This window comes from Nocardia neocaledoniensis (assembly GCF_003182135.1).
Lineage (GTDB): Bacteria > Actinomycetota > Actinomycetes > Mycobacteriales > Mycobacteriaceae > Nocardia > Nocardia neocaledoniensis.
Window position 1 is genome coordinate 432080 of record NZ_QGTL01000004.1, and the last position, 14631, is coordinate 446710.

At 67.8% G+C, this 14631-nt stretch carries 14 protein-coding genes; 5 read left to right on the forward strand and 9 right to left on the reverse strand.

Going from position 1 to position 14631, the window contains the following annotated elements; translation table 11 throughout:
* The first annotated feature begins 8 nt into the window (after positions 1-8).
* A complete protein-coding gene (trxA, locus tag DFR69_RS13965) occupies positions 9-341 on the forward strand; it encodes a thioredoxin (protein ID WP_110037939.1) in 333 nt (110 codons plus the stop codon).
* 118 nt (positions 342-459) lie between these two features.
* On the forward strand, positions 460-1653 hold the full coding sequence (locus DFR69_RS13970) for an N-acetylmuramoyl-L-alanine amidase (RefSeq protein ID WP_110037940.1): 1194 nt from the start codon (positions 460-462) through the stop codon (positions 1651-1653).
* Positions 1654-1711: 58 nt separating this feature from the next.
* Here DFR69_RS13970 and DFR69_RS13975 read toward each other — a convergent pair whose 3' ends face one another.
* The 9 genes from DFR69_RS13975 to rpmH form a co-directional block, all read right to left on the reverse strand.
* The gene (locus DFR69_RS13975) at positions 1712-2437 is read right to left on the reverse strand and encodes a hypothetical protein (RefSeq protein WP_110037941.1); all 726 of its coding nucleotides are present in this window, start codon (positions 2435-2437) and stop codon (positions 1712-1714) included.
* 133 nt (positions 2438-2570) lie between these two features.
* The gene (locus DFR69_RS13980) at positions 2571-3608 is read right to left on the reverse strand and encodes a ParB/RepB/Spo0J family partition protein (protein WP_110037942.1); all 1038 of its coding nucleotides are present in this window, start codon (positions 3606-3608) and stop codon (positions 2571-2573) included.
* A 35-nt stretch (positions 3609-3643) separates the two neighbouring features.
* Positions 3644-4585: a ParA family protein gene (locus DFR69_RS13985; protein WP_232995928.1), complete on the reverse strand. Its 942-nt coding sequence runs from the start codon at positions 4583-4585 to the stop codon at positions 3644-3646.
* Positions 4586-5140: 555 nt separating this feature from the next.
* A complete protein-coding gene (rsmG, locus tag DFR69_RS13990; protein ID WP_110037944.1) occupies positions 5141-5899 on the reverse strand; it encodes a 16S rRNA (guanine(527)-N(7))-methyltransferase RsmG in 759 nt (252 codons plus the stop codon).
* A gap of 89 nt (positions 5900-5988) precedes the next feature.
* A complete protein-coding gene (locus tag DFR69_RS13995; protein ID WP_110037945.1) occupies positions 5989-6522 on the reverse strand; it encodes a Jag family protein in 534 nt (177 codons plus the stop codon).
* Positions 6523-6546: 24 nt separating this feature from the next.
* Complete coding sequence (yidC, locus tag DFR69_RS14000) at positions 6547-7629, reverse strand: membrane protein insertase YidC (protein ID WP_110037946.1); 1083 nt, start codon at positions 7627-7629, stop codon at positions 6547-6549.
* A gap of 4 nt (positions 7630-7633) precedes the next feature.
* On the reverse strand, positions 7634-8008 hold the full coding sequence (yidD, locus tag DFR69_RS14005) for a membrane protein insertion efficiency factor YidD (protein ID WP_110037947.1): 375 nt from the start codon (positions 8006-8008) through the stop codon (positions 7634-7636).
* The gene (rnpA, locus tag DFR69_RS14010; RefSeq protein WP_110037948.1) at positions 8005-8424 is read right to left on the reverse strand and encodes a ribonuclease P protein component; all 420 of its coding nucleotides are present in this window, start codon (positions 8422-8424) and stop codon (positions 8005-8007) included. The genes yidD and rnpA overlap by 4 nt, the downstream gene beginning before the upstream one ends.
* A 21-nt stretch (positions 8425-8445) precedes the next feature.
* Entirely contained in the window at positions 8446-8589 is a 144-nt protein-coding gene (rpmH, locus tag DFR69_RS14015; protein WP_071932098.1) for a 50S ribosomal protein L34, read from the reverse strand.
* A gap of 649 nt (positions 8590-9238) precedes the next feature.
* Here rpmH and dnaA point away from each other — a divergent pair.
* From dnaA to recF, 3 genes are all read left to right on the forward strand, one after another.
* Positions 9239-11449, forward strand: coding sequence for a chromosomal replication initiator protein DnaA (gene dnaA / locus DFR69_RS14020; protein WP_110037949.1), 2211 nt, complete (start codon positions 9239-9241; stop codon positions 11447-11449).
* Positions 11450-12233: 784 nt separating this feature from the next.
* Positions 12234-13409, forward strand: coding sequence for a DNA polymerase III subunit beta (gene dnaN / locus DFR69_RS14025; protein WP_110037950.1), 1176 nt, complete (start codon positions 12234-12236; stop codon positions 13407-13409).
* Positions 13410-13430: 21 nt separating this feature from the next.
* Positions 13431-14627, forward strand: coding sequence for a DNA replication/repair protein RecF (recF, locus tag DFR69_RS14030; protein WP_110037951.1), 1197 nt, complete (start codon positions 13431-13433; stop codon positions 14625-14627).
* The last annotated feature ends 4 nt before the right edge of the window (positions 14628-14631 follow it).

Sequence of the window (14631 nt, forward strand, 5' to 3'; positions counted from 1 at the left end):
AGACACCCATGGCCGAGAGCGCCAACACCATCACCGTCACCGACAAGTCCTTCGCCGATGACGTCCTGCTCAGCGAGAAGCCGGTGCTGGTCGACTTCTGGGCGGACTGGTGCGGCCCGTGCAAGATGGTCGCCCCCGTGCTCGAGGAGATCGCCGGTACCCACGCCGAGAAGCTGACGATCGCCAAGCTCGACACCGAGGCCAACCCGGCCACCGCCCGCGACTACCAGATCCTGTCCCTGCCGACCATGATCCTGTTCCAGGGCGGCAAGCCGGTGAAGCAGATCGTCGGTGCGAAGGGCAAGGCGGCCCTGCTGCGCGAACTCGACGGTCTGATCTGATAACCCACCTCCTACCGGCCGACGCGCCGTAGGATGCCTGGACCCGGGATTCCCGCAATAGCGCCCGGGTCTGAGACAATCGAGGCGACGCTCCGGCCGAAGGAAAGGGCTCTCACGCATGCACCGACTTCGTCACGGCGATTCAGGACCAGCCGTCGCAGAGGTTCGGAGCACCCTCGCAAGCCTTGGCTTCCTGCATCCGCCCCACGGCGACTATTGGAAAGACACCGACGCGGAGTTCGACCGTCCGCTGGACTCCGCCGTGCGCGCGTTCCAGCAGCAGCGCGGTCTGCTCGTCGACGGTGTGGTCGGTCCGGCGACCTACCGCGCGCTGAAGGAAGCCTCCTACCGCCTGGGTGCCCGCACGCTGATCTATCAACTGTCCGCCCCGCTCTACGGTGACGACGTGGCCACCCTGCAGCGCAAGCTGCAGGACCTCGGCTTCTACGTGCACCGCGTGGACGGCTATTTCGGCCCGCACACCCACGACGGCCTCAGCGCGTTCCAGCGCGAGATCGGTTTGGCCGCCGACGGTATCTGCGGTCCCGACACCCTGCGCTCGCTCGATCTGCTCGGCGCCCGCGTGACGGGTGGCAACCCGCATCGCATCGCCGAGGAGGAAGTGGTGCACCGGGCGGGCCCGCAGCTCACCGGCAAGCGGATCGTCATCGATCCCGGGTTCGGCGGCGCCGACAAGGGTTTCGCGGTGCCCACCGAGTTCGGTGACGTCTACGAGTCGGAGATCCTGTGGGATCTGGCTTCCCGGCTCGAGGGCCGCATGGCCGCCACCGGCATGGAGACCTTCCTGTCCCGGCCGTGGGGCGCCAACCCCTCCGATGTGGAACGCGCCGAGACCTCCAACGCCTTCGACGCCGACCTGATGATCTCGCTGCGCTGCGCCACCAGTGACAACCCGTCCGCCAACGGCGTGGCCGGCTTCTACTGGGGCAACTCGCACGGCTCGGTGTCGATGATCGGTCAGGTGCTGGCCGGCTTCATCCAGCGCGAGGTGGTCGCGCGGGCGTCCGTGCAGGACTGCCGCACCCACCAGCGCACCTGGGATCTGCTGCGCCTCACCAAGATGCCGACCGTACAGGTCGACCTGGGCTATCTCACCAACGAGTACGACGCCTCGGTCCTCACCAACCCGCGCATGCGCGACGTGATCGCCGAGGCGATCCTCATCTCGGTGAAGCGGCTGTACCTGCTCGGCCAGGACGACCAGCCCACCGGCACCTACACCTTCGCCGAGCTGCTCGCCGAAGAACTGGCCGCCGCCGACGCGGGCAACGCCACCGCGCCGCGCGTCTGACCGAACCCCGAAACGACCAACGGCCCCGCGGTTTTCCGCGGGGCCGTTGTCGTCGGTGCTACTGCGCGCCGACCCGAGCCGGGGGAGCCATCGACGCGGCGGCGAGCAACTGATCGAGCGCGCGCTCGACGTCTTCCTTCCAGCCGTGGTCGGAGTCGAGTTCCAGCCGCAGCCGGGGGAAGCGATGATGCGGGGCGATCACCTCGAAGCCGACATCGGTGAGGAAGTCGGCGTCGATCATGCAGGTTTCGGGCGTGCAGTGGGTCGACGCGGCGGGATCGCGCAGCGGGGCCGCGATCCGTTCCATGAGCCGCATCGAGGAGCCGAGCCCGCGATCGGCCAGCGAGCTGGTCGCCGGGCCGTTGCGAATCCCGAACGCCTCCAACGCCCGCACGCCACGCCGGACCAGATCGGCCACCACGGCCTGGATCAGCCGATCCGCTACATCGGCCTCCTCATAGGGGAATTCGGCCTGCAGCGTGGTCAGCAGGACCGCGTCCGGGCTCACGGGGGAGGTGGGGAACAGCGTCGACCGCGGCACGGCGCTCGGGGGCGAGTAGAGCGCGCACCCGGCGATGTTGTTGTCGACGTGCGCCACCTGTCCGCACGATCCCCACTCGAGCATGACGGTCGACAGCCAGGCTTCCTTTTCGAAGACCGGATCGCTGAAGGCTTGGGAGTCGGCAGCGACGGCCGGATCGAGCTCCCAGAACACACACCGCCGGGTGTGCGCCGGGAGCTGATCGAGTCCGTCGAGGGTCAAGGCTGTGACGCTGGTCGACACCGCTCTGCTCAGCCTCCAGCTGTCCGATTCATCCACGCTCACGACTCCGCCTCGTTGGCGGTCGGCCACGCCACATCACTATCCACAGTAATGCCGCCTCTTTCAATTGTGTAGAAAGGCCGGAAGTGCCCCGTCACAGTGACGTTTCAGGGCCGGATTGCTCCATCAGCGCCACAATGCGCTCGAGATCTTCGACGGAACCGAACTCGACAACGATCTTGCCCTTACGCTTGCCGAGGCTGACCGTGACCCTGGTGTCGTAGGAACCCGACAGCCGCTCGGCCACTTCCTGCAGTCCCGGCATGTGGATCGGCTTGCGCTTCGGCGCCGGGGGAGCGACCTCCGACGGATTGCGGTTGGCCAGCGTCACCGCTTCCTCGGTGGCCCGAACCGACAATCCCTCGGCGACGATCCGCGCCGCCAACACTTCCTGTGCGTCGGCTCCGGCATCCAGACCGAGCAGCGCCCTGGCATGTCCGGCCGAGAGCACCCCGGCCGCCACCCGACGCTGCACGGGGATCGGCAGCTTCAGCAATCGGATCATATTCGTCACCACGGGCCGGGACCGACCGATTCGCGAGGCCAGTTCCTCGTGGGTGACATCGAATTCCTCGAGCAGCTGCTGATAGGCGGCCGCCTCTTCGAGGGGGTTCAGCTGCACGCGGTGGATGTTCTCCAGCAGCGCGTCGCGGAGCATCGAGCCGTCGGCGGTGTCGCGAATGATCGCGGGGATCGTCGCCAGGCCTGCCTCTTGGCACGCGCGCCACCGGCGCTCGCCCATGACCAACTGAAACTTGTCGACCCCTGGCTCGACACGTCGCACGACGATCGGCTGCATCAGACCGAACTCGCGGATCGAGTGCACCAGCTCGGCCAGCGCCTCTTCCTCGAAGACCTGGCGCGGCTGCTTCGGGTTCGGTTCGATCTGCTCGGCGGGGATCTCGCGGTAGACCGAGTCGCCGGGGGAGACCAGCTCCGCTTCCGGCTCGGCCTCAGCCTCGGTGGTGTCGGGTACCCGATGCAGGAACGCCTCGGCGGGCTGCGGGCCGATCGGGTTGATCCCGATGACGCTCGCCGCGGCACTGCTGAGCCCCGGCGCCGTCGCCGCCGGACCCGTCGGGATCAGTGCGGCCAACCCGCGCCCGAGACCGCCCTTTTTCGCCTGACTCATCGGCTACCGATCCCTTCTTCGTTCCAACACAACCACTACGACGCGTCCTGGCGGACCTGAGCGCGCGCGGCGAGCTCGCGGCCCGCATCCAAGTAGCTCATCGCGCCGCGGGAGCCTGGATCATAATCGAGCACGGTCATCCCGTAGCCCGGCGCCTCCGACACCTTCACACTGCGCGGAATCATCGACTTGAGCACCACGTCGCCGAAGTGGTTGCGCACTTCCTCGGCGACCTGGTCGGCCAGCTTGGTGCGACCGTCGTACATCGTCAGCAGCACGGTCGAGACGTGCAGTTCGGGATTCAGGTGCGCCTGCACCAGCCCGATATTGCGGAGCAGCTGACCCACGCCCTCCAGCGCGTAGTACTCGCACTGGATCGGGATCAACACCTCCTTCGCGGCGACGAGCGCGTTCACCGTGAGCAGCCCGAGGGACGGCGGGCAGTCGATCAGGACGTAGTCGATGTCGTAGCCGGCGAGGGCGGCCTCGTGGATGGCCGTCTTCAGACGACCCTCGCGCGCGACCATCGAGACGAGTTCGATCTCGGCGCCGGCGAGGTCGATCGTGGCCGGGATGCACAGCAGTCGCTCGCCGTGCGGACTCACCTGGATCGCGTCCTTGACGGACACCTCACCGATCAGCAGCTCATAACTCGATGGCACACCGGAGTGGTGGGCAACCCCCAGCGCCGTGCTCGCGTTGCCCTGCGGGTCGAGATCGACGACGAGAACCGTCATCCCCTGGTGCGCTAGTGCCGCAGCGAGATTGACCGTGGTCGTCGTCTTCCCGACGCCGCCCTTCTGGTTCGCGATGGTGATGATCCGTTGCTCGCGAGGTTTCGGCACAGTGACCTTTCCTGGATGGAGAATCTGGCTGGCGCGTTGCGCTTCCGCCGCGATCGGGGTCTCGGCCGGGGAGATGTTCCCGAAAGGAGTGTTCCCGAACGTCTCCGCGTCGAAGTTGCTGGAGTCCAGCATCCCCGGAACCCGCGACGCTGTTTCCCGTGAAACATTCGCCGGACCGCTCGACATAGACAGCTCCTAACCCGAGAAACTTCAGATCACGTTCTCCCGACCGAGCGTCGGCGCCGTGTCATCACAAACAAGATCGGCGTGGCGTCCGTCCACAACTCCGGTGAATCTTCGCGCACACGCCCGACTCTGAACAGCTTGCCAGCCCCGCGACAGTTAGGAAAGCTGAATCGCGGCACGCCGGGAAGGACACACCCAAAGTCACGGAATTCGGCTACCTGATCGATGTTTCACGGGAAACAGAGGCGACTACTGAATTCCATTCCGCGGAGCGGACACCGCGCGAGGGGGAGTTCGGATCGTCCGTGGGCGATGACATTTCATTCGACGACCTCGTCCACGGCCTAGGCCGTCCACGTTCCACGTGAAACACTCCAGGCGAGCCGATTGCGGCAACCCGGCGCCATCATCCGAATTCGACCCGGCGGAGCCGTAGACAACCACCCTCGGACATTTTCGTCACGTTACGAAAGGGAAATTCGGGTCGTCCGGGTCCGGTGTTCAGGCAGAGCCGGCTTCGCGACGCTTCCGCGCCTTCTTCTCCGCACCCGCGGCCTTCCGCGCACTTCGCCGCGTCGGGCGCTCGCCCCGGGGGAGCAGCTCGGCATTGATCACCAGAGTCGGCACCTCGACGATCCCCGCGCCGCAGCCGACCACGCGCAAATCCGTCGCGCCGTCCCGGATCAGCTCGGCGCCGTCGCGCTCGAGTTCCTCGGCCGCGCTCGTCCCCTTGAGCGCGAGCATCCGCCCGTGGTCGCGGAGGAGGGGGAGGGACCAGTGCGCGAGTTTCGCCAACGGGGCGACCGCGCGCGAAGTGACGACATCCGCGCCGCCGGCTTCCTTGATCACCCCGGACTGCTCCGCCCGCCCGCGCACGACGGTGACGTTCTGCAACCCGACCTCTTCGATGAACTCGCTCAGGAACACGGTCCGCCGCAGCAGCGGCTCGACCAGAGTGATGCGGAGGTCCGGCCGGGCGATGGCCAACGGGATGCCGGGGAGTCCGGCACCGCTGCCGACGTCGACGACCGACGCGCCCTCTTCGATCAGCTCACCGACGACCGCGCAGTTGAGGATGTGGCGTTCCCACAGCCGGGGCACTTCACGGGGGCCGATGAGTCCGCGCTCCACACCCGCGGAGGCGAGAGCCGCGCAGTAATGGCGGGCGAGGTCCAGGCGCTCACCGAAAACCCGCGCGGCGGCAGCCGGGGGTTCCAGCTCGGCGGACAGCGCACCCAGTTCTCGTTCCACGTGAAACATCCTTCCGAGTGTGGTCGGTCGCAAGAGGGCATGAATAAGGCCCCCGGTCCGAGACCGGAGGCCTGATTCTTGGTCGCGGCGGAATCAGCCTACTCGGGCACTACCACCACATGGCGATTCGGCTCGACACCTTCGCTCTCGCTCGCCACGCCATCGATCTCGGCGACGGCGTCGTGCACAATCTTGCGCTCGAACGGAGTCATCGCCGACAGCGCCTCGGGCTTGCCCGACTCCAGCACCCGCTTCGCGGCGGCGGTTCCCAGCTCGCTCAGATCGGTCCGGCGCTGCGCGCGCCAGCCGGCCACGTCGAGCATCAGCCGGCTGCGGACACCGGTCGCCTGCTGCACAGCCAGGCGGGTGAGCTCCTGGAGCGCGTCGAGGACTTCGCCGTTGCGCCCGACGAGCTTGGTCAGATCGCGGCCGCCGTCGATGCTCACGACGGCGCGGTCGCCCTCGACATCGAGGTCGATATCGCCGTCGAAGTCGAGCACGTCCAGCAGCTGCTCGAGGTAGTCGCCCGCGATCTCGCCCTCTTCGATCAACGCCTCTTCGGCGTCGTTCGCGACGTCAACAGTCGTCGACACGGTGGCGTCCCCTCCGTCGGTCTCGGTCTCAACAGTCATTGGATTCCTCTATCTGCTCGCGACTCAGCGCTTACGCTTCTGGTTCGCCCGACCACGGTTGCCCGGCCGCTTCTGGCCACCGGGGCGACGCTGACCACCACCCTGCTTGGCGGTCTGCTTGGTGCCGTTGGTCGCGGCGGTGCCGTTGGACGTCTGGGTATCGGCATCAGCGGCGGCGGCGTCCTGCGGACGCTTGCGAACGTCGACCGGCTTGGCTCCCGGCTTCGGCGCGTTCTGTGCGCGCTGCTCCAGCTTCTTCGCCTTCTTCGCTTCCTCTTCCTTCTCCATCCGGCCGAACACGAGGTGCTGCTGACCGTAGGTCCAGATGTTGTTGGCCACCCAGTAGAGCAGGATGCCGATCATCAGGAAGGGGCCGCCGACCATGACGCCGAGCGGGAAGACCCACAGCGACAGCTTGTTCATGATCGCGGCCTGCGGGTTGGCGGCGGCTTCCGGCGTCTGACGCTGGACGGAGGCGCGGGCGTTGAAGTGCGTCGCCACGCCGGCGATCACCATCAGCGGGATCGCGACGAGCGCGATGCTCAGCCGGGTCGGCGTGCCGCCCCAGTCGGCGAAGCCCTCGAGTTCGTTCTGCGGGGCGGTGATGAAGGCGGCGATCGGCGCGCCGAAGATCCGGGCGCTCAGGAACGACTGGACGTCGGTCGCCGAGAAGATGTAGTTGCCGAGGCTGGCGTTCTGCTCCGGCGTCAGGCCGAGCTGGCCGAAGCCGTGCCCGGTGCGGTTGAACGAGCGCAGCACGTGGAAGAGACCGAGGAACACCGGCACCTGCACCAGGACCGGCAGGCAGCCCATCAGCGGGTTGAAGCCGTGTTCCTTCTGCAGCTTCTGCATCTCCCGCGCCATGGTCTCGCGGTCGTTCTTGTACTTCTTCTGCAGCTCCTTGATCTGGGGCTGCAGTTCTTGCATCTGCTTGGTGGTGCGCACCTGCTTGACGAACGGCTTGTACAACACGAGCCGCAGCGTGAAGACCAGGAAGACGATGGCGAGGGCCCAGGTGAGCCCACTGTCGGCCCCGAACACAAAGCCGAAGGCCTTGTGCCAGAACCACAGAATCGCGGATACCGGCCAATAGATGATGTCGAGCACGGCTCTAGGTACTCCCGTCGTTCGTATCGCCGATCAGCGCGGGCGATGACTTTGTGCAGTGTCCATTACGCATGCTCGGGCGGCCTGCGTGGTCACGCTCCGCTTCCGCCTCCGGCCGCTGACCTCTCATGCGGGCTTTCGACCCGCGCTCAGGCACGGGATCCCACCCTCCAGGGTGCCAGGGCGCGCACTTGGCGAGGCGCACCACCGTCAGTGCCGATCCGACGACCAGCCCGCGGGTGCGCAGGGCGGTCACCGCGTACTCGCTACAGGTCGGGGTGAACCGGCAGATCGGCATCCGGGTGGGGGAGACATAGGTCCGGTACAGCTCGATCAGGAAGATCAGCGCGTTCGCGGGTAACCGGGCGATGCTTCTCATCGCCGCTCACCGGCCGGGGTGCGACCGAGCGCGGGCTCCGGCGCGCTACGCAGGCCGAGCTTGCGTAGGCCGGTGCGCAGCTGGCGCAGCAACTCGGCGGAGTCGGCGGTCGCCGCGCCGGGCAGCGCCCGGATCACGACATCGGTATCGGCGGGCAGTTCGTCGACGATCTGGGCGCACATATGACGCAGGCGGCGGGCCACCCGGTGGCGAACCACCGCGTTTCCCACCGCCTTGCTCACAATCAACCCGAACCGCGGACCGCCTACCCGGATCAGGGAATCGACATCGGCGACATCGTCGTACGTGTGCGTGAGCGCGTGTACGACGAGATCTCGCCTCCCGATTCGCTGACCGCGGCGCACCGTGCGGGAGAATTCGGCACGGTGGTGCAACCGATACGGCTCAGGCAACACCCGAGCGTCCGACTGACGCGATCAGGCAGTCAGTTCGGAACGGCCCTTGCGGCGACGCGCCGAAACGATGGCGCGACCCGCACGGGTACGCATCCGGAGGCGGAAGCCGTGCACGCGCGCCCGACGACGGTTGTTCGGCTGGAACGTCCGCTTGCCCTTGGCCACGGTCAACACTCCTCGAGTTGGTGGGCACCGTTCGGTACCCGAAGTCTGTTCGGTGATTCGGTGTCTGCGCAGCGACCGCGGTCTACACGCAGAAAGCCTTGGCGATCGGCGTGCAGCACGGAGCCGCCACCGCGCCAAGGGGTGACTGTACGAGGGTACTGATACCGCTACGCAGGGTCAAACTCGGCCCCCAGGCAGGTGCGCCAGGCACGGTGTCCAGGCTACCGGACCCAGGTTCGGTGCCACGAGTCGGCCCGACCTGGGACGACACGCCCGGGCGTCACTCACGCACCCGGGAACTTTTCGTGAGTTCCTCCACACCTCTGGCCTTCCGCGGCGGGGGCCGCTAACCTCTGTAGCCGGGGGATTGCTGAAGAACCGCAGGTCCAGCCCCATTCACTGCCACACGCTGGCAGATCACCTCTATCCCCAGGTTTGTCCACATCTGTGGATAATTGTGTGGAAAGACGGCCGGAGTGGCATATTCGTAGGGCCGACGGTGCCCGCGCCGCAGTCCGCATTCTGGGACCGCACGGCGTTCGAACCGGCTTCGGTTGTGCGCAGGATCACTGGATTTCACCTGGTCACAGGTGGTTACTTGCGTGCGCCCGGCCGTGGGCCCCAACAACCGGTCCGGGGAGGACGCTGCATGGACGACGAGCAGAACGTGCTGGCCACCGTATGGCCCGAGGTGGTCGCCGAGCTCACCACCGGCTCCGCCGACGGCGCCATCCCGGCGGTCAGCCGCGCGCAGCAGGCCTGGCTGAAGCTGGTGAAACCGCTCACCGTCGCCCAGGGCTTCGCGTTGCTGTCGGTTCCGTCCTCGCTGGCGCAGGAGGCGATCGAGCGCGATCTGCGCGAGCCGATCCTGCGTTCGCTCGGCCGCAGGCTGGGTCCGCAGGTGGAGGGACTCGGCGTCCGCATCGCCGCGCCGAGCCCGGCCGCGGGGGAGCGGACCGGCTCCTCGCCACGGCATGCCAGGATGACCAGCCGCCCGGAGCGTCCGCGCGAACCGGTGCGCCCGCCGTCCGGCTACCCCGGTCCCGATTTCAGCGTGCCCGACTACGCCGCGCGCGGTGAGTACGGCCGGCCGCGCTACGGCGCCGGCGAGTACAACGGCGAGTACGGCAACGACTATCCGTCCGGCTCGGAGTATCCGGCCGGCGGCGACTACGGCAACAGCTACGGCGGCCGCGAGTTCCCCGCCCCTTCCGGAGAGTACGGCGATCGCCCTGACTACTCCGGCCACCGGGAGTACCAGCCCGAATCGGAGTACCGCCAACCCGAGCCGGAGTACCGCCAGCCCGAACCCGAATATCAGCAGCAGCCCGAGTACGCCCAGGCCCCCGAGTACGCGCCCGCGCCGGACTACGCCCAGACGCCGGACTTCCAGCCCGAGCGCGCCGAGTTCCCCGGTACCGACTTCGAGCCGACGGCCGTCTACCCGGTGCCCGACTTCGCCAACGGTGAGTTCGGCGGACGCGGCGACTTCCGTGGCGCCCGGCCCGACCAGCGTCAGCCCGACGCCGCGCCGCCCGCCCGGCGCGAGCAGTCCGGCTCGCCGCGGCGCGAGCACATCCCGCCCGGCCAGGAGTCGCTGTTCACGCCCGACCCGCCGCAGCAGCGCGCGCCCAGCCGGAGCCGGGGCCCGCAGCAGGACGAACCCGTCGCCGCGCGCGCCGAGGACACCGTCGCCGAACCGGCGCAGGAGCCGATGCGCCCCGGCACGCCGGGCGCCGACTCCGTCGACGACGAGCCGGTCGTCGACGCCCGCAACAACTGGCCGACCTACTTCAACAAGTCGCCCGAGGCGCCGCCGCAGGCCTCGTCCTCGGCGAGCCTGAACGCGAAGTACACCTTCGAGACCTTCGTCATCGGCGCGTCCAACCGGTTCGCGCACGCCGCGGCGGTCGCGATCGCGGAGGCGCCGGCGCGGGCCTACAACCCACTGTTCGTCTGGGGCGCTTCGGGATTGGGCAAGACGCACCTGCTGCACGCCGCGGGCCACTACGCCCAGCGACTGTTCCCCGGCATGCGGGTGAAGTACGTGTCGACCGAGGAATTCACCAACGACTTCATCAACAGCCTGCGCGACGACCGCAAGGTCGCGTTCAAGCGGCGCTACCGCGAGACCGACATCCTGCTGGTCGACGACATCCAGTTCATCGAGGGCAAGGAAGGCATCCAGGAGGAGTTCTTCCACACCTTCAACACCCTGCACAACGCGAACAAGCAGATCGTGGTCTCCTCGGACCGCCCGCCCAAGCAGCTGGCGACCCTGGAGGAGCGGCTGCGTACCCGCTTCGAGTGGGGCCTGATCACCGATGTGCAGCCACCGGAGCTGGAGACCCGCATCGCGATCCTGCGCAAGAAGGCGCGGATGGACCGGCTCGACGTGCCGCACGACGTGCTCGAGCTCATCGCCAGCCGGGTCGAGCGCAACATCCGCGAACTCGAGGGCGCGCTGATCCGGGTGACGGCCTTCGCCTCGCTGAACGGTCAGCCGCTGGATCTCTCCCTGGCCGAGGTGGTGCTGCGGGACCTGATGCCCGACACGGCGGCGCTGGAGATCAACGCGGCCACGATCATGGCCGTCACCGCGGAGTACTTCAACACCACGCTGGAAGAGCTCACCGGGCCCGGCAAGGCGCGTCCGCTCGCCCAGGCCCGCCAGATCGCGATGTACCTGTGCCGTGAACTCACCGATCTGTCCCTGCCCAAGATCGGCCAGGCCTTCGGTCGCGACCACACGACGGTGATGTACGCGGAGAAGAAGGTGCGCAAGGAGATGACCGAGCGGCGCCGCGTCTACGACCAGGTGCAAGAACTCACAGCCCGCATCAAACAGCGCTCGCGCTGATTTCATCCACACCCTCGAACACCGCCCTGACCTGGGGCGGTGTTCTTTTTTGCCCTGTGGATTCCTCGAGGAGTCCCTGTGGAGTCCTCGAGGAATCCACCGGTTGTGCACCGGTTGACGCACAGGTCCTGGGGACCGATCTGGGAGTGTTCGCTCACAGGCAGTTGTCCACATCGTCCACAGGTTGATCCACTCACAGCCGCGCGGTCGTCCTCACCTGCGACGGCGCCGGATCGGGCCTGTGGATTCCTCGAGGAATCCGTGTGGACTCCTCGAGGAATCCACCTGGTTGCCACCACCCTGCCCCCGCGTGTGAACAACAGGGTGAATCCGGTGGAACAACTCGAGGACTACTCGAGGATGAAAATGGGACAACTTCGCGCGTCCACAGACGCCGACGATTCATCCTCGAGACACCCCACGGCCATCCCCATGCCGCCGTGCGGTCTGACCTGCGGATTCGGTCGAAGTCCACAGATTCCACAGTGCCTACTACTACTTCAGTTCTCTTTCTTGAAGAGATCTCTTCAAAACAGGGTGTGTGGAAAGTCGGTCGGACAGGCTCGGCTCGGTCGGGGCTCCACTCACAAGCGGCAAGGAGGAGAGGGGGTGGGTCGAGAGCGCGGGATCGGCAGGGAGGGTCGATGCGGACTTCCCGTGTTGCCCGGGTACCGTTTGGTTGTCGGCCTGTTGTGCGAGACTCAGTGCGCGGCCGACGCAGCACCTCAACTCCGCTGAACACACCCGCACACGGATTCGAAACTCGGAGAGGACAAATCGGGCGATGGAGCTTGCGAGCATGAAGTTTCGGGTCGCCCGAGAGGATTTCGCCGAGTCGGTGGCCTGGGTGGCGCGCAGCCTGCCGTCCCGTCCTCCTGTGCCTGTTCTCGGTGGCGTACTGCTGGTCGCCGACGAGAACGGCCTGACGGTCTCCGGGTTCGACTACGAGGTCTCCGCGCAGATGCGCGTCGCGGCCGAGGTCGCCGGTCCCGGCCAGGTGCTGGTCTCGGGCCGGCTGCTCGCCGACATCACCAAGGCGCTGTCGAACAAGCCGGTCGATGTGTCCGTCGACGGCACCCGCGTGCTGATCTCCTGCGGCAGCGCCAAGTTCTCCCTGCCCACCATGCCGGTCGAGGACTATCCCCAGCTGCCCGAGGTGCCGCAGCAGACCGGTGAGCTCGGTGTGGATGTCTTCGGTGAGGCGGTCGGCCAGGTCGCCGTGGCCGCGGGCCGCGACGACACGCTCCCGATGCTCACCGGCATCCGGGTCGAGATCGAGGGCAACGACGTGGTGCTCGCCGCCACCGACCGCTTCCGGCTGGCCGTGCGGCACCTGCAGTGGCAGCCCACCCGCCCCGACATCGAGACCGCGGTGCTCATCCCCGCGCGCACGCTGTCCGAGGCCGCCAAGACCCTCGGCGCCACCGACGCGCCCGTGCAGCTCTCGCTGGGCAGTGGCGGCGGGGCCGACGGGCTGCTCGGCATCGTCAACGCGGGCCGCCGCACCACCACGCGCCTGCTCGACGCGGAATTCCCCAAGTTCCGGCAGTTGCTCCCCAAGGAGCACACCTCCATCGCCACCCTGCCCGTCGCCGCGCTGTCCGAGGCGATCAAGCGCGTCGCCCTCGTGGCCGAGCGCGGCGCCCAGGTGCGGCTGGAGTTCTCCACAGACGGTGTCCTGCTGTCGGCGGGTGGGGACGACGCGGGCCGCGCGGAGGAATGGCTGGAGGCCGATTTCCGCGGCGAGCCGCTGACCATCGCGTTCAACCCCGGCTACCTCACCGAGGGCCTGTCGGCGCTGCACGCGGACCGGGTCACCTTCGGCTTCACCACCCCGAGCAGGCCCGCCGTGCTGCTGCCCGCCTCCGACGAGGAGCCCAAGGTGCTGGAGTCCGGCGCGTTCGCGGCGTTGGAGAGCCAGTACATCTACCTGTTGATGCCGGTCCGGCTGCCCGGCTGAGCCCCGCCCGCGTAACCCGGCATGTTCATTCGTGCGCTGTCGGTCCGTGATTTCCGGTCGTGGGAACACGCCGAGCTCGAGTTGTCCCCAGGGCGCACGGTGCTGTTGGGGGCGAACGGCAACGGCAAGACCAACCTGCTCGAGGCGGTCGGCTATCTGGCGACGCTCGGTTCGCACCGGGTGTCCGCCGACGCTCCGCTGATCCGGATGGGCGCGACGCACGCCAGGATCGGCGCGACCGTGGTCAATCAGGGCCGGGAGCTGCGCGTCGACGTGGAGCTCAAGCAGGGCAGCGCCAATCGGGCCCAGATCAACCGCTCGCCGGTGCGCCGCTCGCGTGAGATCCTCGGCATCCTGCAGACCGTGTTGTTCGCCCCGGAGGATCTGGCGCTGGTCCGCGGCGATCCTGGCGAGCGCAGACGGTTCCTCGACGAGTTGTGCACAGCCAGGTTGCCCCGGTTGGCCGGCGTCCGCGCCGATTACGACAAGGTGCTGCGCCAGCGCTCGGCCCTGTTGAAAACCGCTGGGCGGCATGTTCGTTCCCGGGCCGACCTGAGCACCCTCGACGTATGGGACGGGCATCTGGCCGAGCACGCCTCGGTGCTGCTGGCACAGCGGTTGCGGCTGGTCAACGACCTGTATCCGTATCTGGCACAGGCCTATCGGTCGATCGCGCCCGAATCACGTCCCGCGGCAATCGGTTACCGGTCCGGGTACCTGCCGCCGGAACTGCTCGATCCGGCGCGGGCGCCCGAGGCCGACGATGTGGAGCAGCTGCGCGAGGTCGTGCTGCGCGAGTTGTCCACAGCCAGGACAAGGGAATTGGAACGCGGGGTCTGCCTGGTCGGCCCGCACCGCGACGATCTGGATCTGCTGCTCGGCAGCGCGCCCGCCAAGGGATTCGCCAGTCACGGGGAATCATGGTCGTTCGCGTTGGCCCTGCGTCTCGCTTCCTTCGAGCTGCTGCGCAGCGGCGGGACCGAGCCGGTGCTGCTGCTCGACGACGTGTTCGCCGAGCTGGACCGGCGCAGGCGCACCGCGCTGGCCGAGGTCGCCGCGGGCGCCGAACAGGTGTTGATCACGGCAGCGGTGGCCGAGGACGTGCCCGCCGAGCTCGCCGCCGAACCACTGCGGGTGCAGACGACGGGGGAGGCCGACCAGCGCACCTCACGGATCGTCACCGAGCCCGTCGCGGAATCCGAGGATATGCACAGATAGCCAT

Bases quoted from the DNA above. Each gene is read 5' to 3' on its own strand.
- trxA (WP_110037939.1), top strand. From the start codon at position 9: ATGGCCGAGAGCGCCAACACCATCACCGTCACCGACAAGTCCTTCGCC.
- DFR69_RS13970 (WP_110037940.1), top strand. From the start codon at position 460: ATGCACCGACTTCGTCACGGCGATTCAGGACCAGCCGTCGCAGAGGTT.
- DFR69_RS13980 (WP_110037942.1), bottom strand. From the start codon at position 3,608: ATGAGTCAGGCGAAAAAGGGCGGTCTCGGGCGCGGGTTGGCCGCACTG.
- DFR69_RS13985 (WP_232995928.1), bottom strand. From the start codon at position 4,585: ATGCTGGACTCCAGCAACTTCGACGCGGAGACGTTCGGGAACACTCCT.
- rsmG (WP_110037944.1), bottom strand. From the start codon at position 5,899: ATGTTTCACGTGGAACGAGAACTGGGTGCGCTGTCCGCCGAGCTGGAA.
- DFR69_RS13995 (WP_110037945.1), bottom strand. From the start codon at position 6,522: ATGACTGTTGAGACCGAGACCGACGGAGGGGACGCCACCGTGTCGACG.
- yidD (WP_110037947.1), bottom strand. From the start codon at position 8,008: ATGAGAAGCATCGCCCGGTTACCCGCGAACGCGCTGATCTTCCTGATC.
- dnaA (WP_110037949.1), top strand. From the start codon at position 9,239: ATGGACGACGAGCAGAACGTGCTGGCCACCGTATGGCCCGAGGTGGTC.
- dnaN (WP_110037950.1), top strand. From the start codon at position 12,234: ATGGAGCTTGCGAGCATGAAGTTTCGGGTCGCCCGAGAGGATTTCGCC.
- recF (WP_110037951.1), top strand. From the start codon at position 13,431: ATGTTCATTCGTGCGCTGTCGGTCCGTGATTTCCGGTCGTGGGAACAC.